This window comes from Microbacterium hominis NBRC 15708 (assembly GCF_001592125.1).
Taxonomy (GTDB): Bacteria; Actinomycetota; Actinomycetes; order Actinomycetales; family Microbacteriaceae; genus Microbacterium; species Microbacterium hominis.
Genome location: NZ_BCWI01000005.1, coordinates 42,671 through 69,522, shown reverse-complemented (window position 1 = coordinate 69,522; position 26,852 = coordinate 42,671). Strand labels below are relative to the sequence as shown.

General features: G+C 71.7%; 23 protein-coding genes. 14 read left to right on the top strand and 9 right to left on the bottom strand.

What is annotated here, in order from left to right:
* The 7 genes from MHO01S_RS05905 to MHO01S_RS05875 all read right to left on the bottom strand — a co-directional run bounded on the left by MHO01S_RS05905 (position 1) and on the right by MHO01S_RS05875 (position 6,041).
* A complete protein-coding gene (locus MHO01S_RS05905; protein WP_060959070.1) occupies positions 1-768 on the bottom strand; it encodes an iron ABC transporter ATP-binding protein in 768 nt (255 codons plus the stop codon).
* Positions 765-1,817 (bottom strand): iron chelate uptake ABC transporter family permease subunit, encoded by a 1,053-nt coding sequence (locus tag MHO01S_RS05900; protein WP_061781983.1) that lies wholly within the window; start codon positions 1,815-1,817, stop codon positions 765-767. Before MHO01S_RS05900 ends, MHO01S_RS05905 begins: the two co-directional genes overlap by 4 nt.
* Positions 1,807-2,832 (bottom strand): ABC transporter permease, encoded by a 1,026-nt coding sequence (locus MHO01S_RS05895; protein WP_061781982.1) that lies wholly within the window; start codon positions 2,830-2,832, stop codon positions 1,807-1,809. Before MHO01S_RS05895 ends, MHO01S_RS05900 begins: the two co-directional genes overlap by 11 nt.
* An 89-nt stretch (positions 2,833-2,921) precedes the next feature.
* Complete coding sequence (locus MHO01S_RS05890) at positions 2,922-3,911, bottom strand: ABC transporter substrate-binding protein (RefSeq protein ID WP_060959371.1); 990 nt, start codon at positions 3,909-3,911, stop codon at positions 2,922-2,924.
* Between the two features lie 106 nt (positions 3,912-4,017).
* On the bottom strand, positions 4,018-4,236 hold the full coding sequence (locus MHO01S_RS05885; RefSeq protein ID WP_060959372.1) for a hypothetical protein: 219 nt from the start codon (positions 4,234-4,236) through the stop codon (positions 4,018-4,020).
* A 31-nt stretch (positions 4,237-4,267) separates the two neighbouring features.
* On the bottom strand, positions 4,268-5,236 hold the full coding sequence (locus MHO01S_RS05880) for a DNA-3-methyladenine glycosylase family protein (protein ID WP_061781981.1): 969 nt from the start codon (positions 5,234-5,236) through the stop codon (positions 4,268-4,270).
* A 64-nt stretch (positions 5,237-5,300) separates the two neighbouring features.
* Positions 5,301-6,041 carry a winged helix-turn-helix domain-containing protein gene (locus MHO01S_RS05875; RefSeq protein WP_061781980.1) on the bottom strand — a complete coding sequence of 247 codons (741 nt, stop codon included), beginning with the start codon at positions 6,039-6,041 and terminating at the stop codon, positions 5,301-5,303.
* A 400-nt stretch (positions 6,042-6,441) separates the two neighbouring features.
* Between MHO01S_RS05875 and MHO01S_RS05870 the strand changes: the two genes are divergently transcribed.
* The 3 genes from MHO01S_RS05870 (at position 6,442) to MHO01S_RS05860 (ending at position 7,754) form a co-directional block, all read left to right on the top strand.
* A complete protein-coding gene (locus MHO01S_RS05870; RefSeq protein WP_060959374.1) occupies positions 6,442-7,017 on the top strand; it encodes a P-loop NTPase family protein in 576 nt (191 codons plus the stop codon).
* A 46-nt stretch (positions 7,018-7,063) separates the two neighbouring features.
* Positions 7,064-7,378, top strand: a complete 315-nt coding sequence (locus MHO01S_RS05865; RefSeq protein ID WP_060959375.1) for a GNAT family N-acetyltransferase — start codon at positions 7,064-7,066, stop codon at positions 7,376-7,378.
* A gap of 106 nt (positions 7,379-7,484) precedes the next feature.
* Positions 7,485-7,754, top strand: coding sequence for a hypothetical protein (locus MHO01S_RS05860; RefSeq protein ID WP_060959376.1), 270 nt, complete (start codon positions 7,485-7,487; stop codon positions 7,752-7,754).
* A 13-nt stretch (positions 7,755-7,767) separates the two neighbouring features.
* Here MHO01S_RS05860 and MHO01S_RS05855 read toward each other — a convergent pair whose 3' ends face one another.
* Positions 7,768-8,613 carry an alpha/beta fold hydrolase gene (locus MHO01S_RS05855; protein ID WP_061781979.1) on the bottom strand — a complete coding sequence of 282 codons (846 nt, stop codon included), beginning with the start codon at positions 8,611-8,613 and terminating at the stop codon, positions 7,768-7,770.
* A gap of 74 nt (positions 8,614-8,687) precedes the next feature.
* Positions 8,688-11,648: an immunoglobulin-like domain-containing protein gene (locus MHO01S_RS05850; RefSeq protein WP_061781978.1), complete on the bottom strand. Its 2,961-nt coding sequence runs from the start codon at positions 11,646-11,648 to the stop codon at positions 8,688-8,690.
* Positions 11,649-12,012: 364 nt separating this feature from the next.
* On the opposite strand from MHO01S_RS05850, the gene MHO01S_RS05845 reads away from it, so the two are divergent.
* The 11 genes from MHO01S_RS05845 to MHO01S_RS05795 all read left to right on the top strand — a co-directional run bounded on the left by MHO01S_RS05845 (position 12,013) and on the right by MHO01S_RS05795 (position 26,824).
* The gene (locus MHO01S_RS05845) at positions 12,013-12,651 is read left to right on the top strand and encodes a hypothetical protein (RefSeq protein WP_060959379.1); all 639 of its coding nucleotides are present in this window, start codon (positions 12,013-12,015) and stop codon (positions 12,649-12,651) included.
* A 44-nt stretch (positions 12,652-12,695) separates the two neighbouring features.
* Positions 12,696-17,024 (top strand): family 43 glycosylhydrolase, encoded by a 4,329-nt coding sequence (locus MHO01S_RS05840; protein WP_061781977.1) that lies wholly within the window; start codon positions 12,696-12,698, stop codon positions 17,022-17,024.
* Entirely contained in the window at positions 17,021-18,097 is a 1,077-nt protein-coding gene (locus MHO01S_RS05835; RefSeq protein ID WP_223849507.1) for a WxL protein peptidoglycan domain-containing protein, read from the top strand. Before MHO01S_RS05840 ends, MHO01S_RS05835 begins: the two co-directional genes overlap by 4 nt.
* Entirely contained in the window at positions 18,090-18,326 is a 237-nt protein-coding gene (locus MHO01S_RS05830) for an LAVTG motif-containing sortase-dependent surface protein (protein WP_061781976.1), read from the top strand. Before MHO01S_RS05835 ends, MHO01S_RS05830 begins: the two co-directional genes overlap by 8 nt.
* Positions 18,327-18,423: 97 nt before the next feature.
* Positions 18,424-19,443 (top strand): LacI family DNA-binding transcriptional regulator, encoded by a 1,020-nt coding sequence (locus tag MHO01S_RS05825; protein WP_060959383.1) that lies wholly within the window; start codon positions 18,424-18,426, stop codon positions 19,441-19,443.
* A gap of 194 nt (positions 19,444-19,637) precedes the next feature.
* Positions 19,638-20,651 (top strand): ABC transporter substrate-binding protein, encoded by a 1,014-nt coding sequence (locus MHO01S_RS05820; RefSeq protein ID WP_060959384.1) that lies wholly within the window; start codon positions 19,638-19,640, stop codon positions 20,649-20,651.
* 114 nt (positions 20,652-20,765) lie between these two features.
* Positions 20,766-22,349 carry a sugar ABC transporter ATP-binding protein gene (locus MHO01S_RS05815; protein ID WP_060959385.1) on the top strand — a complete coding sequence of 528 codons (1,584 nt, stop codon included), beginning with the start codon at positions 20,766-20,768 and terminating at the stop codon, positions 22,347-22,349.
* The gene (locus MHO01S_RS05810) at positions 22,346-23,416 is read left to right on the top strand and encodes an ABC transporter permease (protein WP_060959386.1); all 1,071 of its coding nucleotides are present in this window, start codon (positions 22,346-22,348) and stop codon (positions 23,414-23,416) included. The genes MHO01S_RS05815 and MHO01S_RS05810 overlap by 4 nt, the downstream gene beginning before the upstream one ends.
* Positions 23,413-24,486 (top strand): ABC transporter permease, encoded by a 1,074-nt coding sequence (locus tag MHO01S_RS05805; protein ID WP_060959387.1) that lies wholly within the window; start codon positions 23,413-23,415, stop codon positions 24,484-24,486. The genes MHO01S_RS05810 and MHO01S_RS05805 overlap by 4 nt, the downstream gene beginning before the upstream one ends.
* Complete coding sequence (locus MHO01S_RS05800) at positions 24,483-25,208, top strand: L-ribulose-5-phosphate 4-epimerase (RefSeq protein ID WP_060959388.1); 726 nt, start codon at positions 24,483-24,485, stop codon at positions 25,206-25,208. The genes MHO01S_RS05805 and MHO01S_RS05800 overlap by 4 nt, the downstream gene beginning before the upstream one ends.
* A complete protein-coding gene (locus MHO01S_RS05795) occupies positions 25,205-26,824 on the top strand; it encodes a xylulokinase (RefSeq protein ID WP_061781975.1) in 1,620 nt (539 codons plus the stop codon). The genes MHO01S_RS05800 and MHO01S_RS05795 overlap by 4 nt, the downstream gene beginning before the upstream one ends.
* The last annotated feature ends 28 nt before the right edge of the window (positions 26,825-26,852 follow it).

Below are 26,852 nucleotides of genomic sequence, written 5' to 3'. Positions count from 1 at the left end.
TCAGTGGACGGGCGGACGGTGGTAGACGGCGAATCGTCCCGTCGGACCGTCGAGGACGGTGACGGGGGTGCGGAAGACGCGGCTGAGGACATCGTCCCGGATGATCTCGTCGGGGGTGCCGTGCACCACGATCGCGCCGTCGTCCATCGCGACGATGCGATCGCTGTAGGCGGCGGCGAAGTTGATGTCGTGCAGGACGATCACGATGGTCGTCCCGAGGGCGTCGGCGGCGTGACGCAGCTGCATCATCATCCGCACGGAGTGCTCGGCGTCGAGGTTGTTGAGCGGTTCGTCCAGCAGCACGTAGCGCGTGTCCTGCGCGAGCACCATGGCGACGTACGCGCGCTGGCGCTGGCCCCCGGAGAGCTGATCGAGGAACCGCTGCTCGAGCGGGGCGAGATCGAGGAGGTCGATCGCCTCGGAGATCTTCTCCTCGTCGCCGGCGGTCAGCCGGCCGCCGCTGTGTGGGAACCGCCCGAATCCGACGAGCTGGCGCACGGTCAGCCGCGTGACGAAATGGTTCTCCTGCCGCAGGATCGACACGATGCGCGCGACCTCTCTCGACGCCGTGCGGTGCACGTCGACGCCGCCGATCGTGATCGTCCCCGTGTCGGGCGTCGAGAGGCGGCCCATCATCGTGAGCAGCGTGGACTTGCCCGCGCCGTTGGGCCCGACGAGGGAGATGATCCCGCCCGCGGGCAGTTCGAGCGAGACGGGGCCGATGCGGGTGGCTCCGTAGTCCTTCACGACACCGTCCAGACGGATCACAGGCGCCCCTTCCGGAAGACGACGAGCAGGAACAGGATGCCGCCGATGAGCTCGACGACGATGGTCACGCTGTCCACGAGCGAGAAGACGTGGCGCAGCAGGAAGTAGGCGCCGGTCAGGATGACGTAGCCGACCAGCCACGCGGTCGGCAGCACCCGGCGGTGCTCGTGGGTGTCGGCGACGGCGTAGGCCAGCGTCGCCGAGAGGAAGCCGAGGAACGTCATGGGCCCGACCAGCGACGTGCTCATCGCCATCAGCACCGCCACCAGGGTGAGCATGAGCATCACCTGGCGCCGGTGGCGGATGCCCAGACCCGTGCTGATGTCGCCGCCGAGCGCGAGCACGTCGAGCCGCCGGGACAGCAGGAGCACCGCCCCTCCGGCGACGGCGCAGATCGGGACCACGAGCCACAGCAGCCCCGTGTCCGCGTTGCCGATGCTGCCGAACAGGCGTGCGCGCAGCACGTCGAAGGTGCTGGGATCGAGCAGCTGCTGCAGGAAGGTCGACAGCGAGCTCATGGCCGTGCCGAGGACGATGCCCACGAGCAGCATGACGTGCAGGTTGCCGAAGCGTCCCGACAGCAGCCACGAGTACAGCAGCACGGCGAACAGCACCATCGCCGCCGACTGCAGCACGAAGCGCCAGGTCGGGGACAGGCCCGACACCGACGTGGTCCCGAACACGAAGACGACGGCGGTCTGGATGAGCACGTACATCGACTCGAACCCCATGATCGAGGGGGTGAGGATGCGGTTGTTCGTCACCGTCTGGAACGCGACGGTGGCGTGGGCCTGGCAGAACGTCACGAGGGCGATCACGACGACGGTCGTGGTCCGCATCGACGTCACCCGCCACCAACGATCGCTGAACGGCTCGAACCGGTTGTCCCACGTCAGCAGCAGCACCGTGAGCGCGAGGGCGACGGCGACGAGGGCGGCGGTCCGCAGGTGCGCGCGCGAGCGCCGCGCGGCGCTCGCGTAGGCGCCGACGGCGCGGGGCGCGGCGGGGGCGGATGCGGTGGCACGGCCGGTGGCGCGGTCAGCGAGCATCGGTCCTCCGGGTGCGCAGCAGCATCCCGATGAACACCACCGGCCCGATCACGCCGAGCACGAGGGAGACGGGCATCTCGAAGGGCATGATGACGATGCGACCGATGATGTCGCACACCGTCACCACCCAGATTCCCGCGAGGAACACCCACGGCAGGTTCTCGCGGAGGTCGTCGCCGCGGATCATCGAGACCAGGTTCGGCACGATGAGGCCGAGGAAGGGGAGCATCCCGATCACGACGGTGACGACGCCGGTCGTGATGGCGACGAGCCCGACGCCGATGAGCACCACGCGCTCGTAGTGCAGCCCGACGTTCGTGGCCACCTCCTTGCCGAGCCCGGCGACGGTGAAGCGGTCGGCCGTGAACGCGACGACCGCGGCGACGGCGACGACGATCCACAGCAGCTCGTAGCGACCGGCCTCGACGCCGGTGAAGCGGCCCAGGAACCATCCGCCGAGCATCTGCAGCAGCCCCGCGCGGATGGCGATGAACGCCGTGACGGCGCTGATCACGGCGCCGAACATGATGCCGACGATGGGGACGATGAGGGAGGACTTCAGCGACACGCGCCGCAGGAACGCGAAGAAGACGAGGGTGCCCACGAACGCGCACGCGATCGCGGCGAGCATCTTCGCCACGACTCCCGCCGACGGCGCCAGCACTGCGGCGAGCAGGAGTCCGAGGCCGGCCCACTCCGTCGTGCCGACGGTGGTCGGCTCGACGAAGCGGTTCTGGGTCATGAGCTGCATGACGAGTCCCGCCATCGCCATGCTCGCCCCCGCCAGCATGAGCGACGCGGTGCGCGGGACGCGGGTGATCCACAGGAAGTCGGCGCCGGTGGGGTCGGTGATGTCGGCGACGCCGACGAAGAGGGAGACGCCCAGCAGCACCGCCGTGGCGGCGACGCCCGCGGCGAGGGTCACGGCGCGCCGGCGCCGGCTCCGCACGGGTGCTCGCCGGGTGGCGAGCGCGTCGACGTTCGTCACGCGACGCAGGGCGGTGGGATCGGGCATGGGAGGCGGCTCCGAGCGGTGGCCGCCGCCACGGCCTCCCGGCCCGCCGTGCGGGATGCCGGGGGTCGCGGCGGCGACCTGTGGGGGCGTCAGCGGCTCTCGAAGAGCGTCGTGAGGCCGTTGAGGACCGAGATGTAGGCGAAGACGTCCTCGGTCAGGTAGTAGTCGGACGGGAGGATGTAGATCGCGCGATCCTTCACCGCGGCGACGTTCGCCAGTGCGGTCGAGCCCGTGATGAGATCGAGCGCCGGGGTGACCTCCCCGTCGCCGACGGCGGCGTCGCGGTCCAGCACGAGGAACACGTCGGCGTCGGCGGCGGCCAGCGCCTCGAGCGAGAGGGTGTCGCCCTTGTCGGTCTGCGTGCCCGCGGCATCCAGGGCGGGCGTCAGCCCGAGCAGGCTGAAGAAGATGCTCGCGCCGCGCCCGTCCGTCGGGTTGGAGTAGTTGATCTCGCCGCCCGTCGTGATCAGCCCCATCACCGTCGTGGCCGGGTCGTAGGCGGCCGTGGCGGCGGCGACGGCGTCGTGGAATTGCGCGATCAGCGCGGCGGCCTCGTTCTTGCGGTCGAAGATCTCGCCCATGAGCGTGACGCTCTTCACGAGGTACTCGTCGGCCGACATCCCGGCGGGGGTGTCGGTGTCGACGATCGCCGCGTCGGGGGCCGCGTCGCGGACGCCCTTCGCGGTCTCCTCGCCTCCGAAGCGGTAGCCCGTGATGACGAGGTCGGGGCCGGCCGCGACGATCTGCTCGTAGTCCGGCTCGCCGTGCGTGCCGATGTTGAGGATGTCCTCGTCGTCCTTCAGCGGGTTGTTCGGGCTCATGAGATCGCGCGGCGCGACCGTGATCGGCAGATCCCAGTCGGCGGCGAGCTGGAAGAGGCGGTTGTCGGTGATCGCGACGCTGTTCGCGCTCTCGATCGTGACCTCGTTGCCGCCGAGGTCGGTGACCGTCACGGGGTAGTAGTCGGCGGCGGCCGCGGCGGACGACGCGGGCGCGGTGGAGGTGCCGGCGCAGGCGGACAGGACGAGCAGGGATGCCAGGGCCAGCGGCACGGCGGCCGCGAAACGGCGCAGGGTCATAGGGAACTCCTCGGTTGCGGTGTGACGCGACCGTCGTCGCGAGATAGGTTAGGCATACCTAATCTCTACTATGCCGGATGGGCGTCGACACCGCCAAAGGAGGGGGTCAGAGCTGCGCGCCGTCGTCCCAGGGATCGTCGAGCCGCGGGGTGCGACCGCGCCATGACTCGTAGGCGAGGAGCCAGCCGATGGAGACGATGATGGCCAGCAGCAGTCCCAGCCAGACGTTCTGCAGGATCAGCCCGAACACCACGCCGGCCGCCAGCAGAACGAGCGTGCCGACCAGCCATCCGATGCGACCGCGCGGCCAGCCTCTGTGCGTCATGCCGTCAGCCTAGGAGATCGCCGTCACCGCGTCACCGCGCGCGATGGTCCTCCGGCGCGAGGCGCGGACCCCGCCGCGGCTCGAACCGGCCGCTGAGCCCGAGCAGGCGGATGACCCGCTGCCGGTGCCCGCGCCAGGGCTCGAGCAGCTCCAGCATCCCGTCGTCGTCGACGCGGCGTCCCGTCAACGCGTAACCGACCTGGTGGGCGAGATGATAGTCGCCGACGCTGACGGCATCCGCGTCGCCGAAGGCGCGGATGCGCGCCTCCGCGCTCGTCCACGGACCGATCCCGCGCAGAGCGGTGAGAGGTGCATCGGCGGATGCCGCATCCGTCGCGACCCGCTCGATCGACGCGCGCCGGGCGGCGGCCTCGACGATCGTCCGCGACTGCGCCGGCTCGAGCCCCGCGCGATGCCAGGTCCAGCTGGGGATGCGATGCCAGTCGGCGGGCGGGGCGAACATCGGCAGCGGCGTGGGACCGGGCGCGCGCTCGCCGCACCAGGTCAGGATCATCCGCCAGGCGCCGAAGGCCTGCAGGCCCGTGACCTTCTGCTCGAAGATCGCGCTGACGAGCGCGTCGAAGACGAGATCGGTGCGGCCGAGGCGCAGGTCGTCGTGCCGGCGGTGGGTCTCGGCGACGACCGGATGGTGGTGCGCCTCGAAGCCGGCGGGGTCGTCATCGGCGCCGCACAGTGCCGGCACCTGCGCGAGCGCCCACGCGGCTCCCGGTCCCCACGCGGCGGCGCGCACGCGGGTGCGTTCGATGCGCAGCGCGAGCGTCGCGACGCCCTCGGGCGTGCGGGTCGCGCGCCAGATGACCCCCTCGTGCTCCCGCTGCGACGGATCGTGCGCGCCGCGCTGCTGATGCCGGATCGCTCGCGCCGCATCGATCGGCAGGCGCGGGCGGTACTCGGTTTCGACGGGGCGCGGCGAGGCGGGTCGCGGGTCACGGGTGCGCACCGGTGCCGGGCGCACCGGCATCCTCTCCCGCGTCGTCATGCGCACACCCTACGTCACCACCTCCGACACCGCGGGCGGTCGGACGCGCCGGACGCGCCGTGGCTCAGAAGCGGTCGGGCGAGGGGGTGCCGTGGCCGTAGCGGATGACGACGTCGGCGTGGCGGTCGAAGCGGTAGCCGATGCCGCGGACGGTTCGCACGATGTCCTCGTAGCGGCCGAGCTTGGAGCGCAGCCGTCGCACGTGCACGTCGATGGTGCGCTCGCCGGGGGCCTCCTCGGCGTCGGCGTGGCTCCACAGCGACGAGACGAGCTCGGCCCGCTCGATCGTGCGCCCCTCGCGCAGCACGAGGTACTGCAGCAGCTCGAACTCCTTGAACGTCAGCTGCGCCGCCTCGCCCTCGATGTGCACGCGCCGACGCGAGATGTCGATCGTGACGCCGCCGGGGACGTGGTCGTCCTCCGGCTCCTCCTGCTTCGTGCGCGCGACGGCGCTGGGCTCGTGCAGGGCGAGGCGGACGACGTCGACGTCACGGCCGCCCGCGCCGGCCGGGGCCAGGGCGACGGTCGCGTACGTCTCGGCGTGCGGGGCGAGTTCGCCGAGCGTGCGCCGCAGGGCCTCGACGAGCGTCGACAGCGACACGCCGGCGGCGGCGGCCTTCGCCTCGTCGATGCCGACGTACAGCGCGAACCCGCGCGGAGCGGTGCCGACGGGAACGCTGCCGGTCGGCGGTGCGGCCGTCGCCGGAGCGGCGGGAGCGGGAGCGGCAGGGCGGGCGGCGACGTCGGGGACGGCGCGGAGGTGACGGACGGGGGCGGGCGAGGCGAGGAGAGCGGAGTTCGACACGGGAGATGTCCTTCGGAGGCGGAACCCGGGCGCAGGGCCGAGAAGCGGGTTCGAGTGTGTGTTGCGAGGGGCCCGGAGGAAGATGTCGCATCGGATCCGATGCGAGGGCCTGTGCGAGACAGCCGGCATCCGCGTTGTGCGCGGTGCGGTGCTCGGGGGGTGGCGCCGGCTGAGAGTGTGGGTCAGCGTCGGCGGGCGCACCCGGCGGGGTTCACCGTCAGTGGCACATTCGGCAACACATGGCAACGCGCGGCATCATGATGCCGGCATGTCCGTTCGCCTCCAGGGCGGACAGAGTGCGTGCGTTGTCAGTCATGCGCCTGATTATGACGAACGGTGTCCGGATGTGTCAAACCGCACGGATGCCGCCGCCGCAAGATGACGGAATATGACAGAGTGCATGATCGTGCGCGCGTCCCCTCCCCATCGCATCCGTGTCGTCGGCACCTCGGGGTCGGGCAAGTCCCGGCTCGCGGAGGTCGTGGCCGCGCGGATGGGGCTCGCCCGGCTCGAGCTCGACGCGGTGTTCTGGGACGAGGGGTGGACGTACCGCGACCTCGACGAGGCCCAGGACCGCGTGCGGGCGTTCCTCGCGGCGCACCCGGAGGGGTGGGTCGCGGACGGCAACTGGAACTCGCGCCTGGGCGACCTGATGGAGCCCGGCACCCCGGGCGGCGCCGACGCCGTGGTCTGGGTGGACCACTCGCGGCCGGTCGTGATGGCGCGGGTGATCCGGCGCACGCTGCGCCGCGGCATCCTTCGCGAAGAGCTCTGGCACGGCAACCGCGAGCGCCCGCGGACCTGGCTGAAGTGGGCGCCGGAGGACAACATCATCCGCTGGGCGTGGACCACCCATCCGACGATGACCCGGCGGATGGAGGCGCGCATCGCGGCGGGCGATCCCGTCGTCCGGCTGCGCGGGCAGCGCGAGGTCGACGCGTGGGTGCGCTCGCTGCCGGAGGCTCCGCGGCGATAGCGACGCACCCGGCCCCCGTCACGGCGGCGCGGCGTAGCGTAGAGGCATGACCGGAGAGACACGCGACGACCTGTCCTTCACGAACGAGGCGGAGCAGTCGCGGTACGTCCTGCGCGACGGCGAGCAGATCGTGAGCGTGCTCGACTACCGCGACGACGGCCGCACGGTCGCGATGACGCGGGCGTACACCGTCCCGACCTTCCGCGGCCACGGCTACGCCGGCGAGGTCGTCGCCCGCGCCGTCGCCGAGGTCGCCGCCCGCGGCGATCGCGCGATCAGCCCGGTCTGCTGGTACGTCTCCGACTGGTTCGACGCCCACCCCGAGCACCGGTCCCTGCTCGCCGAGCGCCGCGCCGGCTGAGGGCCTACTGCGGGCCCGACCGCGCCGTCAAGGCCCTGGCCCGCCGGCCGGGCGGGCGGCACAGTGATCTCAGCCACGACGTGGGCTCGGCGAGGAGGAGGACACCATGGTCGACGACCGTGACGGACGGCCCGAGGGTGCGAGCGGCCCGCAGGGCGCCACGCAGGACGAGCCCGCGCTCGCGATGCACGACGCGACGGAGGGGGAGCGGCTCGACGGGCTGGTCGCGCAACTGCGCGCCGACGTGCTCGGCGAGAACGTCGCGACGGTGGAGAAGGCGGTCCGCGGACGCATCGCGGAGACCGGGCTCACCGTGGACGAGGACGTCGTCGCGCGTCTGATCGCGGAGCTGTCGGCCGCCGACACCGCCGGCTGAAGGGTCGCGGGGCTCAGTCCTGCGACAGCCAGCGTCGCAGCTCGGATGCCGCCGGATCGGCCGTGCGGATGAGCGTCTCGTGGCGATGTCCCTCGATCACGAACGGGCGCGCATCGGGGATCGCGGCGACGACCTCGTCGAACCACGGTGCCGGCACGACGACGTCGAACTCCCCGCGCACGACGAGGGTGGGCGCGGCGATCCGGGGGAACGCGTGCTCCGGGCGGTGCGCGAGCATCGCCCGCATCTTGCGTCGCAGGTGCGGCCCGGCCCGCACGTACTCGCGCGCACCGAGGAGCAGCACCTTGGGGCTCTCGCCCCAGAGATCCCGCCCGAGGCGCCACAGCTGGCGCAGGGCCCGCCGGTGGTGGCGGTCGACGGTCGGCGCGACGAGGACGAGCCTGCCCACGGTCTCCGGGTGACGGACGGCGACCTCGGTGGCCACCTGCGTCCCCATGGAGTGGCCCAGCAGGACCACCGGACCGCGGTCGAGGTGTCGCAGGTAGGCCGCGACGAGATCCGCCATGCGTTCCATCGTGGGCGTGCGCGGCGGCTCGGGGGCGTCGCCGTAGCCCGGCAGGTCGACGGCCACGACGAGCGCATGGTCCTGCAGGTGCAGCACGAGGTCGCCGAACACCTTCCGTCCCATCCCGATCCCGTGGATCAGCACGACCGTCAGCTCGGCCTGCGGGTCGCCGCGGCGCTCCGCGATCAGGCTCGCCCCGGCATCGGCGAACACCTCGATGCGGCCGTCGTCGGTGGGCACCCCGGTGATCTCGTCGATCGCGCGGTCCACGGCATCCACGACCGCGTCGACGGCGTCGGCCGGTGTTTCGGGGGCGGCATCGTCCAGAGGCATGCCTCGAGCGTATGACGACGGGGGCCCGTTCCCGACAGAACGGACCCCCGTCGTCGACCGACGATGCGGCGGCGTCAGCCGCAGCTGCGGGCGGCGTAGGCCACGGTGAGCGGGGACACGGCCCCGCCCTGCGTCACCGTCGCCGACAGCTGACCGGCCGGCATCGTCGTCAGACGCGTCGTGAACGCGTACGACGACGTCGCGCCCGCGGCCAGCGTGATGTTGCGGGACCCGTACGGGGTCACGACCGTGACCGTCGCGTCGCCGCCGCGCTCGTTCGCGGTCGTGACGACGAGCGTCGCCTTGCCCAGGACGCAGCGGGCCGTGGTGGTCACCGCGACGTGGGCCGCGGCCGTCACCGTGACGGTGGCCTCCACCGGCATGCGGGAGTCGTCCTGCGCGACGCCGCGCACCGTGAAGGTGCCCGGCTGGGCGTACGACGACGGGGCGACCGCGTCCCACACGACGTCGACGGTGCGCTGGGCGCCGCTGAGCGTGGTCAGCGTGGCCTGCGGCAGCGTCGGGGCGGTGCCCGCCGTGGTGGACAGGTCCATCGCCGCGACCGAGGCGACCGCGATGTCGGGGGCGTACGCCTCCAGCACCTTCTGGTACTCGGCGCGGGTGATCGGCAGGACGGTGCCGTGACGGGGCTTGCCGCCGTCGGCGTTCTGCGGCAGACCCTGCCGCAGCTTCGCGCCGAGCGGCTGCCAGGTGCCCCCGTCGAGGTCGGTCGTGCCGAACGGGACGTAGTGGTTCGGTCCGCCGTGGTAGTTCGGCTGGTCGATGAACAGATACCAGTCCAGCCCGTTCACGTCGCCCTCGTTGGCGGGGAAGACGTTCGGCCCCTCGCCGCTGGAGTACACGCCGCCCGGCTCGCCGTTGGACAGGCCCGTGGCGACGCGCTCCTGGACGAGCGTCCACTGGTCCGCGGCTCCCGAGGTGCCCGGCAGCGAGCCCGTGACGGTCGCCAGCAGGTTCGTCGACTTCTCCTCGCGGATCGTCATGCTCGCCTCGTCCTTGGTGAAGCGGTAGTAGACGTCGCCGACCTTGGCCACGGTGGAGTCGATCGTGCCGAGACCCGTGCCGCGACGCACGTCGATCCAGGGCTTCGCCTCCGAGAAGGTGACGAAGTCGTCGGTCGTGGCGTACATCATGCGGTTGTAGGTGACGGCGGTGCGGTCGGCGGCGTTCGCGGTCGGGTAGAGGTTCGAGGCCCAATAGACCACGAAGGTGTCGAGCTCCTCGTCCCAGTAGGCCTCGGGCGCCCAGGTGTTGCCGGCGAAGTCGCTGGAGACCTTCACGTGGCGCTGCGCCGACCAGGTGACGAGGTCGGTCGACTCCCACACCTCGATGTAGCGCGAGCCGGAGATCTGCGCCGTCGTGAAGCCGCCGGCCAGCCCGTCGATCTTGAGGTCGGTGGCGATCATGTAGAACTTGTCGCCGCCGGGCGCCCGCAGGATGAACGGATCGCGCAGGCCCTGCGTGCCCACCGTCGAGGAGAACACGGGCTGCCCGCCGTTGAGCGTGTTCCAGCTCAGCGCGTCGTTGCCCTTGGATGCCGCGATGCTGACCCGCTCCGCGCCCTGACCCTCGCCGGTGAAGAACGTCCAGAAATAGGCCTCGGTCGTGGCCGAGCCGCCCGGCATCGGCTGCACGCGGGCCGTGAAGGTGCGGCTGGCCCTGGCGTCGCCGCTGCGGGCGACGGCCGTGAGCTCGACGGTGGCCGCGGCGGATCCCGCGGCCGGTCGGGCGACCACGACGGTGCGCGCGTCGGCGCGCACGCCGTCGCGGAGCGAGGCCGAGGCGGCGCCGGAGCTGACGGTCCAGGTGATCGTCGAGCCCTGCGCGCCGATCGTCGGCACTGAGAAGTTGGTGCGCACGTCGTCGAGGCCGCTCACCTGCACGGCCGCGATGTCCTGCGACACCCGCTGCTGGTCGGTCAGCTCCTGCGGCACGGTCACGGAGTAGGTCTTCGTGCGCGTGGTCGTGCCCACCGTGAAGGTCGCGGTGAGCGTCACGTGCGCGTCGCCCGCGCCCCCCGCGGGCCGGCGCACGGTCGCGGATCCCCCGGAGACGGAGATCGCCGCGGCATCCGACTGCCACGCGACGGCGACGCCGGCGCTCGTCGTCGGGAGGGTGAAGTCGGCCGTCGCCGTGGTGGGGACGGTGACCCCCGCGACGGCGCGGTCGAGGGCCTGGCCCGCGTAGAGGCTCTGGACGTCGGCATCCGACATCGCCTGGGCGTACACGGCGAAGTCGTCGACCAGACCGCTCCAGTTGGTGTCGTTGTACGTCGAGCGGCCGAGGCTCGCCGTCAGCGTGGCGCCGAACGAGGCGACGTCGCGCGCGATGGCGTTCTGGGTGATGCGCGACCCGTTGACGTACACGCGCAGCTGTCCGCTCGTGCCGTCGATCACGGTGGTGTACAGGCTCAGCCCCGCCGGCGTACGGGCGCCCGCGGTCGCGGCGCCGGTCGCGCCCGCGCCGACCTCCGTGCTCCACGGCGACCCGGCGTTGGTCGCGTTGGTGATGACGGACTTGACGTAGCCGGAGGGGTTGCTGGGGTTGAGCAGCCAGTAGCCGGAGGAGTACGACGCGCCGGAGGCGACCGGCGCCCCGATGAAGGCGGCGGCCGTGTTCGCGGCGCCGGTGCGGGGGGAGAGCCACGTCGAGATGGTGAGGTCCTTCTTGCCCACGAGCGCGGCGGTCGGGATCTCGAGGTAGGCCGCCGTCGCGCGGGCGCCGCCGGGCAGCGACAGCGCGCCGTCGGCGACCGTGGCGCCGGTGAGGCGGATCGTGGCGTCGTTCCCGTTGCCGCTCGCGTCGGCGACGGTCGTGCCGGCGGCCGCGTCGAACGAGTAGTGGATGATCGGCTGCGCCGCGGCATCCGCCTGGGCGGCCGTGGGAACCGTCGCTCCGGCGACCGCGAGGGCGACGGCGGTCAGGACGGCGCCGGCGCGGATCGGCGGCCGGGCGGCGGCGGGACGGTTCGGGACTCCGGGGAGGCGGAATCGGGCTCTCGGGCGCGTCGTCATGCGCGGGTACCTCGCTGTTCTCGGTCGCGGCGACGAGCCGGTGGTCCGATCCCGCGACGGCTGCGTCGCGGGATCGGGAGGGCGCCATCGCTCAGGGGGTCGACCGCCGATGGACGGTCGTGCGTGTTAGCGGAAACAATCCGACGCGGCTCACGGTAGGGCGGCGGCCGCGGGCGTGTCAAGGCACCCGACCGCGGGAAGGCGGGGGCGTGGTCGGGGCCGTCGGTCGCGCCGCGACGGCGTTATCAAAGCGTTACTGTTTCCGCTAACCGTTATCGCTAACATTTCTCGGAGTCGAGGCCCACCGTCGGGCCGACAGCATCCGGCGCGGCGCAGAGGCCGCTCTGAGAACGGGAGTCAAGCAATGAAGAAGAACGTCGTGCTCGCGCGCACCGCCGCCGGTGTCGTCGGAGGGCTGCTGCTGATCGGCGGCGCCGGAGCCGCCTTCGCCGCCGAGGACAACGCGGTGGGCAACCAGGAGGTCGGCGTCGACGTGCAGATCGACGCGGTCGGCGCCCTCACGCTGAGCGTCGCATCGGGCTCGACCTCGCTGACCGAGGTTCCGTCGGGCGACGCCGGCATCCGCCAGTTCAACGGCGCCCTGCCCGACGTCACGGTCACCGACGACCGTCAGAGCGTGCCGGAGGGCGTGTTCTGGTACGTCACGGGCCAGTCCAGCGCACTGACGGACGGCACGAACAGCATCGACGCCGGTCACCTCGGCTGGGCGCCGAAGCTGATCACCGACACCGGTGACGGCGAAGTGGGCGAGGGCGCTCAGGTGAACACGGTCCTCGACGCCCCCACGCCCAACGTGCCGGCCGACAACGTCGGACTCGTCGGCAACGAGCTGCTCGCGCTGAGCCTCGACTCGCAGAGCGCCGCGAGCGTCGGCAGCTGGACGGCCGGCGCCGACCTCTTCCTGAAGGTCCCGAGCACGGTCACCCCCGGCGCCTACGCGGGCACGATCACCCTCACGCTCTGGGAAGACCAGGTGGACTGACACCCCTCACCCCCGCTCCACCCCGTTCACCCCCAGGAGACGCAATGACGCGCACGACGCCCCGAATCAGGATCCTGGCCGCCGCCACCACCCTCGCGATGTCCGTCGCGGGCGTGGTGGGCCTGGCGGCCCCGGCGACCGCGGCGACCGGACTGGTCGCCCACTACCCGCTGGACGACACCTCCGGGACCGTCGCGCGCGACGCCTCCGGCAATGCGCGCGACGGCCGCTACGTGGGCGGTCCGACCCTGACCGGGGGCGAGGGCGTGCGACTGGACGGCGTCGACGATCACGTCGCGCTGCCGGCGAACCTCCTGGCCGGTCTCACGTCCATCACGATCAGTGCGGACGTGCTGATCCGCGGTGAGCAGGGCACGCCCTACTTCATCTACGGGTTCGGGAACACGGATGCCGGCGGGGTGGGCAACGGCTACCTCTTCTCCAGCGGCAACGGCTACCGCGCGAGCATCGCCAGCGGCAACTGGAGCACCGAGCAGACGGTCTCCAGCGGCCAGAACCTGCCCCGCGACGTCTGGAAGACGATCGCCTACACCCTGGACGACGCCACCGACACCGCACGTCTCTACCTCGACGGCGTGCAGGTGGCCCAGCAGTCCGGTGTGACCCTCACCCCGGCATCCATCGGCGGCGGCCTCACGGCCGCGAACGTCCTCGGCAAGTCCGTGTACACCGCCGACCGCACCCTCGCCGGGAGCCTCCGCGACGTCCGCATCTACGACCACGCCCTCACCTCGACGGAGGCGGCCGCCCTCGCGCCCTCCGACGACGTGCGGGTCGCCCGTGACCGCGCCGCGCTCGCCCTCGGCGACCTCGGCGCGGTGACGTCGGACCTCACCCTGCCGACGACGGGGCCCAACGGCTCGCAGGTGGCCTGGGCGTCCAGCGACCCCGCCGTGATCACCCCCGCCGGCGCGGTCACCCGCCCCGCCGCGGGCAGCGCTCCCGCCGCCGTCACCCTGACCGCGACGATCACGCGCGGGGCGGCATCCGCCACCCGCGCCTTCGCGGCGACCGTCTCGGCGGCGGCCGATGCGACGGCGCGCGCCCAGCAGGACCTCGACGCCCTCTCGATCCCCGACGCGCAGGACATCCGCGGCAACATCACCCTGCCCGCGGCGGGCGCGGTCAACGGCAGCACGATCGCCTGGTCGGCGTCGCCGGCCGGCATCATCACGACCACCGCGCAGGGCGCCGCCGCCGCCGGCGTCGTCACGCGCGGCGCGACGACCCGCCAGGTCACCCTCACGGCCACGGTGCCCGGCACGAGCGCGGTCCGCTCGATCGACGTCACCGTCACCGCGGCTCCGCAGAACCTCGACACCGATTACTCCGCGGGCTACCTGTGGACCCACTTCGCCACGAGCGGGGGCTACGAGAAGATCTTCTTCGGGCACTCCACCGACGGTCTGCACTGGTCGAAGCTCAACGACGACAAGCCCATCCTCGCCAACCTCGCCGGAGACCTCGGCGTGCGCGACCCCCACCTCGTGCGATCGCCGGAGGGGGACAAGTACTGGATCATCGGCACCGACCTCCACGCCGAGGGCGGCGGGGCCGGCGGCTCCGGATGGGACCAGCTGAACGCGAGCAAGAACCTCGTCGTCTGGGAGTCGACCGACCTCGTGACCTGGAGCGACCAGCGCATCGTGTTCGCGGGCTTCGACGACGCCGGATGCGTCTGGGCGCCCGAGGCCACCTACAACGAGGCGACCGGCGAGTACTACGTGTACTGGGCGGCGCGCGACCGCACCGACAACGGCACGTCCGACTGGGCGCTGCGGATGTACCTGACCAAGACGCGCGACTTCGTGACCTTCACCGAGCCGGTGATCTGGACCTCCCTCAACGACAAGGGCGACGGGCAGTCCGGTCCGAACATCATCGACTCGACGATCGCGAAGGAGGGCGACACCTACTACCGCTTCTCCACGTCCGACTGGATGACCGTCGTCGACACCGCCACGAGCCTCGACGGCCCCTGGACCCGCGTCATCGAGCGCGGGGATGCCGCCGCGCACGGTCTGCGCGCCTCGATGGAGGGCCTCACGGTCTACCCGCTGCCCCAGGGCGGCTGGGCGGTCATGGGCGACCAGAACGGGTACTACGCGCAGACGACCCCGTCGCTGGCGAGCCTGTCGTTCACGCAGCTGAGCGCCGGCACCGGCGCGGACCAGTACTCGTTCGACAAGCCGTTCCGGCACGGCTCGGTGCTGCGTCTGTCCGCCGCCGAGGAGGCGCGCCTCCTCGCCGCGTACGGCGACGACGCGACGACGCCGGAGCAGCCGCAGCAGGGCCCCATCGCGCAGTACTCCTTCACGGGGGGCTCACTGGCGGACGAGGTCGGCGACGCCGACCTGACCGCGCACGGCACGGCGGCCGTCGTCGACGACCCCGACCGGGGCGCCGTGCTGCGTCTGACGGGTGCCAGCGGGGGCTACGCCTCCTTCCCGACCGGCTTCTTCGACGGGCGCGACACGATGACCGTGTCCCTCGACGTGAAGTCGGAGAAATCCAGCGGCAACTTCTTCACGTTCGCGTTCGGAACGGACTCGACGCGGTACGCCTTCCTGCGCCTGCGCGGCGGCGACGTGCGCACGGCCATCACGCAGAACTCGTGGACCGCGGAGTCGGCCGTGACGGGGAGCGTGAGTGCCGGGCAGTGGCATCGACTGGACCTCGTCTTCGACAAGAGCACGATGCGGGTGTACGCCGACGGCGCGCTGCTCGGGGAGAACACGGCCCTGGGCGCCACGGTGTCGCAGCTCGGCAGCGATCTGGTCGGCTACCTCGGCAGATCGCTCTACAGCGCGGACGGCTACTTCCAGGGCGCCTACGACAACGTGCGGGTCTACAACCGCGCGCTGTCGCAGACCGAGATCCTCGCCAACGCGGGCATCGAGGACCGGCTGCTGGACGTCTCGCTCGCCCAGCCGGAGGCCCTGAAGCTGGCGCCGATCGTCGACGCCGCGGCGCACCGCGTCATCCTTCCGGTGGTCAAGGGCACCGACCTCACCCACCTCGCGCCGACGTTCACGACCGTGTCCACCGCCACGGTGTCGCCCGCCAGCGGCACGACGGTCGACCTGTCGTCGCCGGTCACCTACACGGTGACCACCGGAACGGGCGCGACGACGGCCTGGACGATCGAGGCGCGCGTCGTCGCGAGCCCGGTGCTGCCCGGGCTCTACGCCGACCCGAACATCGCGGTCTTCGGCGACACGTACTACATCTACGCGACCAGCGACGGCGTGCCGGGCTGGGGCGGGAACACGTTCTACGTCTGGAACTCGAAGAACCTCGTCGACTGGGAGCGCTCGGCGCAGCCGATCCTCACCCTCGACGGCGTCAACGGCACCGTGCCGTGGGCGACGGGGAACGCGTGGGCGCCGACGATCATCGAGCGCGCGGGCAAGTACTACTTCTACTTCTCCGGGCACAACCCCACGTACGACCGCAAGACCATCGGGGTCGCCGTCGCCGACAGCCCGACCGGGCCGTTCGTGGCGAAGACCACCGCGATGATCCTCAACAACGAGGCGATCACGTCGGGTCAGGCGATCGACCCGGCCGCCTTCCACGACCCGGTCACCGGCAAGTACTACCTCGGCTGGGGCAACGGGAGCCCGGTGCTCGCGGAGCTCTCCGACGACATGGTGTCGATCAAGCCCGGCACGTACCAGCGCATCAACGGGCTGACCGACTTCCGGGAGGGCGTCTTCTTCAACTACCGGCAGGGGCTGTACCACCTGACCTACTCGATCGACGACACCGGCTCGGAGAACTACCGGGTGGGCTACGCGACCGCGACCAGCATGAACGGGCCGTGGACCTACCGCGGCGTGATCCTGCAGAAGGACCTGTCCCTCGGCATCAAGGGCACCGGGCACAGCTCCATCATCAACGTCCCGGGAACCGACGACTGGTACATCGCGTATCACCGGTTCGCAATGCCGTCGGGTGACGGCACGCACCGCGAGACGACGATCGATCGGGTGGAGTTCGGTCCCGACGGCCTGATGAAGACGATCACCCCGACGCTGGAGAGCGTCGCGCCGCAGACCGTCGCGGTCGGACCGCGCATCTCGGTGTCCGCCACGACGCGCTGCGTCGCCGGTAAGGTCTACGTCACCGTGCAGACCAAGAATCTCGAGAGCGCCGCGATCTCCGCGGACGTGACCACCGCGTTCGGCAGCAAGGCCTACTCGTCGATCGCCGCCGGGGCGACCGTCACGTGGGCCATCTCGACGCGCGCCGCCGCGACCACCGCGGGCACCGTGTCGGTGACCGCGCGCAGCGGGTCGGACGTCGCGGCGCCGCAGACCGCGGCCTACGCCGCACAGGCGTGCGGGTGAGTACGCGGACGGGGTCCCGTGCCGCGGCGGCGCTCGCCGCCGCGGCACTCGGGCTCGCCGCGCTCGTGGGCGGCATCCTGCTGCCGACTCCGGCGCACGCGGACGACGCGGCGCCGGACGTGCGGTGGTCGGTCGTGCCGGCGGACGCCTCCGGTCCCGACGGCCGTCGCACCGTCGACGTGCGTCTCGACCCCGGCCAGAGCGTCGAGGACCACTTCGCCGTGCGCAACGTCGGGGATGCCGAGGTCACCTTCCGCCTGACCGCGGCGGACGGGTTCACGACCCCCGCCGGGCGCTTCGACATCCTCGCCGACGGCACGGCCTCGGTGGATGCAGGGACCTGGATATCCGTCCCGGAGAGCGTGACGGTCGCCGCCGGTGCGACCGTCGTCGTCCCGTTCACGATCGCCGTGCCCGCCACCGCCGAACCGGGCGACCACGCGGCGGGCATCACGGCGAGCGTCCTGTCGGTGCGGCGCGCCGACGGCGGGGCGAGCGTCGGGGTGGAGAGCCGTGTCGGCTTCCGGGTCCTCACGCGGGTGACGGGCGAGATCGCTCCGGCCGCCGCACTGGACGCGACCGCCGCCTCGTACGACATCGACTGGAACCCGCTGCGGCCGGGGACGGCGGTCGTGACCTTCGACGTCGCCAACGCCGGCAACACCCGGCTGGTGGCGGCCGGCACGGTCTCGGTGGGCGATCGCACCGTGTCGTTCCCCGCCGAGGGGGAGTCGGCGACGGAGCTGCTGCCGGGTGACCGGCGGACGATGCGGGTGGTGGTGGACGGCGTGTGGCCGCTGGTCTACGTCCCGGCCACCGTCTCGCTCGTGCCCCGCGCCGTGACCATCGCCGGCGACACCCCCGCCGTGGCGCCGACGTCGGCGGAGGCGTCGCTGTGGGCGCTACCGGCCCCCCAGGCGATCGTCCTCCTCGGCATCGCCCTCCTCGTCTTCGCCCTGTTCTGGGGGCGCACACGATCGCGCCGCCGGATCGATCAGCTCGTCGCCCAGGCGCACGAGGAAGGCCGTCGCGCGGCGGCCGCGGACCTGAACCAGGAGGCCCCCCGTGGCTGATGACATCCCCCTCGACCCGGTCGCGGATCCGAACGGCCTGGGCGTGAACGTCAACGTCGTGATCGCCCCGCTGCCCGCCCCCGGCACACCCCTTCCCGCGACCGGCGGCACCCCGCCGATCGAGCTCGGCCTCGTCGGCGTGGCCGTCGTGCTCGCCGGCGCGGCGCTGATGCTGCGCTCCCGGCGCCGGCGCGGCGCGTCGGGCGGTGGCGCTCCGGATGGAGTGTGAAACGATGAGGCATCCGCTCCCGAGCGCGTGACGACTCCATCGGAACGGTCGCGCCGGCAGGTGGCCGATGCGGAGCTTTCTCAGGGGAGGGGCGCAGATGGCTGACCAGAACGGTCGCGGATGGGCCAAACCGAGCATCTACGACGTCGCCAACCACGCCGGCGTCTCACACATGACGGTCTCGCGGGTGCTCAACGGGCATCCGAACATCCGTGAGTCCACGCGGGTGCGCGTGCTGCAGGCGATCGATGAGATGCAGTACACCCGCAGCTCGATCGCGCGTGCTCTCGCGACGAGCAGGTCCATGCGCATCGGCGTGCTCGTGGACAGCCCCGTCCAGTGGGGCCCGAACAGCACGCTGCGTGCGATCGAGGAGGCCGCGCGCGCGAGCGCGTACTCGGTGAGCGTGTTCTCGACGTCCGACGAGGATGCCGCCACCATCTCGACCGGCATCAGCGATCTCGTCGCGCAGGGTATCGACGCCCTGTGCGTCATCGCGCCGCGCTCCTCCGCGCTGGAGCTCTTCCGCGAGCACAGCTCGAACATGCCGACCCTCGTCATCAAGGCCGAGCCGGACCCCCACCTCCACACGGTCGCCGTCGACCAGTACACGGGCGCGCGGATGGCGGTGGCGCACCTCGTCGGCCTGGGGCACCGCACCATCGCGCACGTCGCGGGCCCGCTCGACTGGTACGACGCCCGCGCCCGCTGGCAGGGCTGGCGCGACGAGCTGCAGGCGGCGGGCCTGCCCGAAGGGCCGATGGTCCCGGGGGACTGGACGTCGGACCGCGGCTACGAGATCGGGCGCTCGCGCCAGCTGGGCGCCGCGACGGCCGTGTTCGCCGCCAACGACCAGATGGCGCTCGGCACGGTCCACGGGCTCGTGGAGCGCGGTCTGCGCGTGCCGGAGGACGTCAGCGTCATCGGGTTCGACGACCTTCCCGACGCGCGCCACTTCCTGCCGCCGCTGACGACGGTGCGTCAGGACTTCGCCTCGCTGGGCGCTCTCGCGCTGCGGTTGATCATCGCGGCGATCGACGGCGACGACACCGCCATGCACGCCCTGATCGCCCCCGAGCTGGTCCTGCGCGCCTCCACGGCGCCCCCCGCGCGCTGACCCCGTCGACGCCCGCCGCGTGCCGCGCGTGTTCGCGGTAACAAACAGGTAACGAAAGTCGCGGAAACCGCGATCCGGGCTTGTGTTCGCCAATTGTTAGCGCGCACAATCGTCCTGCAGCATCCCATGCGCCCCCCGGGGCACCACACACATCCTCCGCAATCGTCGCGGAGGACTCTCAAGGAGGAGAAAGAATGGACATCAGCAAGCGCGGATTCCGTGGACTGCTCACGGTCGCAGCCGCCGGCGCGATGGTCGTCGGGCTGAGCGCATGCTCGGGCGGCTCGGAGCCTGCCGGCACCGGTAGCGCCGCCGCCGGCAGCGACACCATCACCGTCGGCTTCGTCGCCGTGGGTCCCGAGGGCGGCTGGCGCAACGCCAACGAGCAGGCCATCAAGGACGCGTTCACCAAGGACGCCGGCTTCGACCTCAAGTACGCCCCCGCCGCGAGCCCCAGCGACCAGAAGTCGCAGCTCGACGCGTTCTCGACCTTCGTCAACGACGAGGTCGACGTCATCCTCCTCACCGCGACCGAGGCGTCGGGCTGGGAGGACGAGCTGAAGAAGGCCAAGGAGGCCGAGATCCCGGTCATCCTCCTCGACCGCGGCGTCGACGCCCCGTCGGACCTCTACGTCACCCGCATCGCGCCCGACAACACGCAGGTCGCCAAGTCGGTGGGCGAGTGGGCCGCGACCACCTTCCCGAGCGGAGCGAACTACTTCGTCCTCGAGGGCGTGCCCGGCCTGTCCGTCGTCAACGAGCGCAACGAGGGCTTCGACGCCGCCATCTCCGGCAAGTCCGGGTGGAACAAGGTCGGTGCGCAGACCGCCAACTGGAAGACCGACGAGGGCAAGTCCGTCATCGAGACGGTCCTCAAGGCCAACAACAACAACATCCAGTTCATCTTCGCCCAGAACGACGAGATGGGCATCGGCGCGGCGCAGGCCGTCACCGCGGCGGGCCTCAAGCCCGGCACCGACGTCAAGATCGCCACGATCGACGGCACCAAGGGCGCCCTGGAGGCCCTCGCCAAGGGTGACCTGAGCTTCGTCGCGCAGTACAACCCCTTCTTCGGCACCGACGCTGTCGACGCCGTGAAGAAGGCTCTCGCCGGCGAGACGGTCGACTCGACCATCATCGTCAAGAGCGCCACGTTCGACTCGCCGGAGGCCGCGCAGACGGCCCTGGACGAGGGCCTCGGCTTCTAAGCCGCGCCACCGAGCCCGCTCGACACACGGGGACGGGGATCGCCGCCCGCGGCGGTCCCCGTCCCACCATCCACCCGCAGTGGTGACCCACCCATTCAACGAGGAAGTCTGCACGTGGTGACCGAACCCCTCCCGATCGTCGAAGTCCGCGGCGCGTCGATCACGTTCCCGGGCGTCAAGGCCCTCGACGACGTGAACTTCCGTCTGCTGCCCGGCGAGGTCCACACCCTCATGGGCGAGAACGGCGCCGGCAAGTCGACGCTCATCAAGGCGCTGACCGGCGTCTACCAGATCGACTCCGGCTCGATCCTCGTCTTCGGCGAGGAGCGACGCTTCTCCGGCACGGCGTCGGCGCAGGCCGCCGGCATCTCCACCGTGTACCAGGAGGTCAACCTCTGCACGAACCTCACCATCGGTGAGAACGTCATGCTCGGTCACGAGACCCGCTCGATCTTCGGCATCGACTGGCGCAAGACCCACGCCCGCGCCCGCGAGGTCCTCACCGACATGGGGCTGGGCGACCTCGACCCCCGCGCCCCGCTGCAGTCGATCTCGATCGCCCTCCAGCAGCTCGTCGCGATCAGCCGCGCGATGGTCACCAAGTCGAAGGTGCTCATCCTCGACGAGCCGACCTCGAGCCTGGACGCCGCCGAGGTCGAGACGCTGTTCGGCGTCATCCGGCAGCTGCGCGACCAGGGCGTCGCCATCCTCTTCGTCTCCCACTTCCTCGACCAGGTGTACGCGATCAGCGACCGGATCACGGTGCTGCGCAACGGCCGGTTCGTGGGGGAATACCTCAAGCGCGACCTCGACCGCACCGAGCTGATCTCCAAGATGATCGGCAAGGACCTCGGCGCCCTGCGCGCGCTCGGCTCCAACCGTCAGGTCGATGACCGCGACCGCACCGCGACCCCGGTCTACGCGGCCGAGGGCATCGCGCGCAAGGGCGCCCTGGCACCCACCGACATCGAGATCCACAAGGGCGAGGTCGTCGGCTTCGCGGGCCTCCTGGGCTCCGGCCGCACGGAGCTCGCCCGCCTGATCGTCGGCGCCGACAAGCCGGATGCCGGCAGCGTCCGCCTCAAGGGCGCCAAGGCGAGCATCACCTCTCCGGTCTCGGGCCTCGCCCACCACATCGCCTACTCCACCGAGAACCGCCGCGACGACGGCATCGTCGGCGACCTCAGCATCCGCGAGAACATCATGCTGGCCGTGCAGGCCCAGCGCGGGTGGCTGCGCCGCGTGCCGGCGCGGGAGGTCGACCGCCTCGTGAAGACCTACATGGAGCGCTTCAGCGTGCGGCCGAACGATCCCGACCGTCCCATCCGTCTGCTCTCCGGCGGCAACCAGCAGAAGGTGCTGCTGGGTCGCTGGCTGGCCACCGACCCCGAGCTGCTGCTGCTGGACGAGCCCACGCGCGGCATCGACGTCGGCGCGAAGGCCGACATCCAGGAGACCGTCGCCGAGCTCGCCGAGGGCGGCATGAGCGTCGTCTTCATCTCCTCGGAGCTGGAGGAGGTCGTCCGCCTCTCGGAGCGCATCGTCATCATGAAGGACCACCAGAAGGTCGGCGAGGTCGTCAACGGCCCCGACGTCACCGCGGAACGGATCGTCTCGATCATCGCCGCCGACTCGGATGCCGCGGCGGAAGCCCGCGCGGACGCCCTCGCCGACGAGGTCGAAGGAGAACAGGCATGAACCGTCTGAGGGCGCTCGTGCGCACACCGTGGTTCTGGGGCATCGTCGGCATCGTCCTGCTGCTCGCCCTGAACACGCTGAAGGACCCGTCCTACCTGGCGGTCGGGGTGAACCCCACGACCGGTCAGCTCTCGGGCAACGTGCTGGACATCCTGCGGGTGTCGGCGCCGATCGTGATGATCGCGCTCGGCATGACCTTCGTCATCGCGACCAGCGGCATCGACCTGTCGGTCGGCTCGGTCATGGCCGTCGGCGGTGCGATCGCCATGGTCACCCTGAGCGGCCTGGGCCAGCCCACCTCGGTGGGGGCGATGTTCGCCGCCATCGGGCTCGCGGTGCTGCTGGGCGTGGTGCTCGGCGCGGTCAACGGCTTCCTCGTGGCGGTCATCGGCCTGCAGCCGTTCATCAGCACGCTCGTCATGATGCTCGCCGGCCGCGGCATCGCCCGCGTCATCACCGGCGGGCAGAACACGAACGCGGAGAACGCGCCGTTCCGGGCCCTGGCCAACGGCCAGTTCCTCGGGCTGCCGCTGAGCTTCGTGCTCGCGATCGCCATCGTGATCCTGGTGGCGCTCGTCATGCGCCGCACCGCGCTCGGGCTGATGATCGAGTCGATCGGCATCAACCCGCAGGCCAGCCGCCTCGCCGGCATCCGTCCGCGGCCCATCCTCATCTCGGTGTACGTGCTGTCGGCGGCGCTCGCCGCGGTCGGCGGCCTGTTCACCGTGTCGGAGGTCATGACCGTCGACGTGTCGGGGACGGGCTACCAGATGGAGCTCGACGCGATCCTCGCGGTCGTGATCGGCGGCACCTCGCTCGCGGGCGGCAAGTTCTCGATCGTCGGGTCGACGGTCGGCGCCCTGCTGATCGCCACCCTCAACAAGACGGTGCTCTTCCTCGGTGTCTCGGCGGCGGCGACCCCCGCCTTCAAGGCCATCGTCATCGTCGCCCTCGTGCTGCTGCAGTCCGAGCGCATCCGCTCCCTCGTGCTGCGTCGCGGCGACCGCTCGCGCACCCCCGAGGCCCCCCTCTCCGAGTCCACGCAGCCGAAGGAGGTCGTCGCATGAGCGACGCGTCCACCACCCGCGAACGCACCGCGCCGGAGCCCGCGGGCGGCACCGCGGCGATCGCCACGCCCCGGGGCACGGCCTGGTCGCGCCTCTGGGGGCGCAGCCAGTCGCTGATCCCGACCCTCGCCGCCGTCGTGCTCTTCATCGGCATGCTCGTGTACGCGGAGCTTGCCTACGGCCGCGTCTTCCACCTCGGCACCATGTCGAGCCTGCTCGTGAGCTTCGCGCCGACGATCATCCTCGCCGTGGCGATGACGATCGTCATCCTCTCCGGCGGCATCGACCTCTCGGTCGGCGCGGTCGTCGCCTTCACCTCGGTCGCCGGTGTCATGCTCATGGGCATCGGGGTCAACGGCTGGCTCGCGATCGTGCTGATGATCGTGTTCGGTGCGCTGTTCGGACTGGTCTCGGGCGTGCTGATCCAGTACTTCAACGTGCAGCCGTTCATCGCGACGCTGGCGATGATGTTCCTGGCACGTGGACTGGCCTCGATGCTCTCGACGGTGCCCGTCCACGCCCCGGACGACGCGCCCATCCGCCTCTTCGCCACCGACTTCAAGCTCATCGACGGCGTCAAGACGAACGACCTCGTGCTCACGCCGGGCTTCTTCGTCGCCGTGATCATCGTGATCGCCGCCGTGTTCTTCCTGCACCGCACCCGCACCGGACGCACCGTCTACGCGATCGGCGGCGCGGAGTCGTCCGCTCAGCTGATGGGCCTGCCCGTCGCCCGCACCCGCGTCTGGATCTACGTGATCAGCGGCGCGCTGGCCGGCGTCGCGGCGGTCGTCTACACGGCCGAGGTCGGCGGCAAGGCGCAGAACGTCACCGGCATCGGCTGGGAGCTCGATGCGATCGCGGCGGTCGTCATCGGCGGCACCCTCCTGACCGGCGGCGTCGGCTACGTGCTCGGCTCCGTCGTGGGAACGCTCGTGCTCGCGGCGCTGTGGATGATCATCACGAAGGACGGCTCCATCAAGCCCGAGTACCTGACGATCATCACCGGCGGCATCCTCCTGGCCTTCGTCCTGCTCCAGCGGGTCCTCACGAAGCGGAGGAGCGGATGAGCGGGCACGAGGGCGCGGTCGTGATCGACGCCGCGCTGCAGGAGCGCATCGATGCGGTGCGCGCCGATGTCGCCGCCCTCCACGGCGAGCTGGTGCGGTACGGCCTCGTCGTCTGGACGGGCGGGAACGTGTCGGGACGGGTTCCGGACAGCGACCTGTTCGTCATCAAGCCCTCCGGGGTCTCGTACGACGACCTGGCGCCGGAGAACATGATCCTCTGCGATCTCGACGGCGCCGTCGTCCCCGGCACGCCGGGCAGCGACCGCAGCCCCTCGAGCGACACGGCGGCCCACGCCTACGTGTACCGGAACATGCCCGACGTCGGCGGTGTCGTGCACACGCACTCCGACTACGCGGTCGCCTGGGCGGCGCGCGGCGAGGAGATCCCCTGCGTCATCACGGCGATGGCCGACGAGTTCGGCGGACCGATCCCCATCGGCCCCTTCGCGATCATCGGCGACGACTCGATCGGCCGCGGCATCGTGGAGACCCTGCGGGGCCACCGCAGCCGCGCCGTGCTGATGCAGAACCACGGTCCCTTCACCATCGGCGTCAACGCCAAGGATGCCGTCAAGGCCGCCGTGATGTGCGAGGACGTCGCCCGCACCGTGCACATCGCCCGCCAGGCGGGGGAGCTCATCCCGATCCCGCAGGAGAAGATCGACGCGCTCTACAACCGGTATCAGAACGTCTACGGGCAGGGAACGGACGAACGGCGATGACCACCACGGGTGACACCGTCCTCGCGGAGGCGATCCGCGCCGGTCGCACCAGCCTCGGCATCGAGTTCGGCTCGACCCGGATCAAGGCCTGCCTCGTCGACGCCGATGCGCCGGCGACCGTGCTGGGCGTCGGTGCCCACGCGTGGGAGAACCGCCTCGAGGACGGCCGCTGGACCTATCCGCTCGACGCCGTCTGGGCGGGACTGCAGGACGCCTATGCCGACCTGGTCGCCGACGTGGAGCGCCGGTACGGGGTGCGGCTGGAGACCGTGGGCGCGATCGGCGTCTCGGCGATGATGCACGGCTACCTCGCCTTCGATGCGCACGGCGAGCTGCTCGTGCCCTTCCGCACCTGGCGCAACACCAGCACGGGTCCGGCCTCCGCGGAGCTGTCGGAGCTGCTGGGCGTCAACATCCCGCTGCGCTGGACGATCGCGCACCTGCGGCAGGCGGTGCTCGACCGCGAGCCGCACGTGGCGCGGCTCGCCGCGGTCACGACGCTGGCCGGTCACGTGCACGAACGCCTGACGGGTCGGCGTGTCCTGGGCGTCGGAGACGCCTCGGGCGTGTTCCCGATCGGCGCCGACACGGCGGACTACGACGAGCGCCTGGTCGCGCGCGTGGACGCGCTCATCGCGCGCGAGGGCGCCGCCCTCCCGCCGCTGCGCTCCCTGCTGCCCGAGGTGCTGCCCGCGGGCGCCGATGCGGGGTCGCTGACCCCCGAGGGCGCGGCGCTGCTCGATCCCCGCGGCGCGCTGCGGCCGGGCGTGCCGTTCTGCCCGCCCGAGGGCGACGCCGGCACCGGCATGGTCGCGACCGGCGCGGTCGCGCCGCGCACCGGCAACGTCAGCGCCGGCACGAGCATCTTCGCCATGGTCGTCCTGGAGCGGCCGCTCGCCGGGCGTCACCACGAGCTCGATCTCGTGACGACCCCCGCCGGCGACCCGGTCGCGATGGTCCACTGCAACAACGGCGCCAGCGAGCTCGCCGCCTGGGCGGGCCTGTTCCGCCGGTTCGCGGCGGCATCCGGTGCGCCCCTCGACGACGACGCCGTGTTCGAGGTCCTGCTGCGCGAGGCGCTCGAGGGCGATGCCGACGCGGGCGGACTGCTGGCCTACAACCACCTCGCGGGCGAGCCGATCGCCGGCCTCACGGCGGGGCGCCCGCTGTTCGTGCGCACGCCGGAATCGACGTTCGACCTGGCCAACGTCATGCGCGCGCAGGTCTACGGCGTGTTCGGCACCCTCGCCCTGGGCATGACGGTGCTGCACGGGGAGGGCGTCGCCCTCGACCGGATGTACGCCCACGGCGGCGTCTTCCGCACCGCCGGCGTCGCGCAGCGCTTCCTCGCGGTCGCCCTCGACGCCCCCGTGGCCGTCGGCGACACCGCATCCGAGGGCGGGGCGTGGGGCATCGCGGTGCTCGCGGCCTTCCGTCGCGCGGTCGCGGCGCGCGCCGCCGAAGGCCTCGGCGCCTACCTGGACGCCGTGGTGTTCGCGGATGCCGCGGCCGCCGTCGTCGACCCCGATCCCGCGGACGTCGCGGGATTCGCCCGCTATCTCGACCGCTACCGCGCCGGCCTCGCCGTCGAGGCGGCGGCCGTCACCGCTCTCTGAGGCCGCGCCCCTTCGCGGCCGCCCACCC